This window comes from Methylobacterium indicum, from assembly GCF_001043895.1.
GTDB lineage: Bacteria > Pseudomonadota > Alphaproteobacteria > Rhizobiales > Beijerinckiaceae > Methylobacterium > Methylobacterium indicum.
Genome location: NZ_JTHF01000445.1, coordinates 1 through 772, shown reverse-complemented (window position 1 = coordinate 772; position 772 = coordinate 1). Strand labels below are relative to the sequence as shown.

The 772-nt window shown below is 68.9% G+C and carries 1 protein-coding gene; it reads right to left on the bottom strand.

Annotation, left to right across the window (positions count from 1 at the left end):
- Positions 1-772: helix-hairpin-helix domain-containing protein (locus tag QR78_RS31345; RefSeq protein ID WP_048431553.1), on the bottom strand; the 772-nt coding region annotated here is incomplete at both ends.

Genomic DNA, 772 nt, shown 5'->3' with positions numbered 1-772 from the left:
GTCGGGCGCGGGTCGCGGCCGGGCTTCTCGAGTTCCGCGATGATGTCGGTGACGGTGGGCAGCCCGAAGGTCTCGTCGGTGAAGGTCTTGGGGTTCAGGCCCTTCAGCACCGCGCCGTTGCCGATCACCGCCTTGATGTCGCTCTTCGTCGCCTGGAGGATGCGGCGCACCACCGGATAGGCCTCCGGATGCACGCCCGAGGCGTCGAGCGGGTCGTCGCCGTCCTGGATCCGCAGGAAGCCTGCCGACAATTCGAACGCCTTCGGCCCGAGCCCCGCGACCTTCTTCAGGCTGGATCGGCTGCGGAACGGCCCGTTGCTGTCGCGGTGGCTAACGATGTTCTGCGCCACCCGCTCGGTCAGGCCCGAGACCCGCGCCAGCAGCGGCCCGGAGGCGGTGTTCACGTCGACCCCGACGCCGTTCACGCAATCCTCCACCACCGCGTCGAGGGAGCGCGACAGCTTTCCTTCCGCCAGATCGTGCTGGTACTGGCCGACGCCGATCGCCTTCGGCTCGATCTTCACCAGTTCCGCCAGCGGATCCTGGAGACGCCGGGCGATCGAGACCGCGCCGCGCAACGACACGTCGAGCCCCGGCAGTTCCGCGCTGGCATAGGCCGAGGCCGAATAGACCGAGGCGCCGGCCTCCGACACCATGACCTTTGTGAGTTTCAGCTCCGGCTGCTTGGCGATCAGCTCGGCGGCGAGCTTGTCGGTCTCCCGCGAGGCGGTGCCGTTGCCGATCGCCACCAGTTCGACCTTGTGGGCGCGGC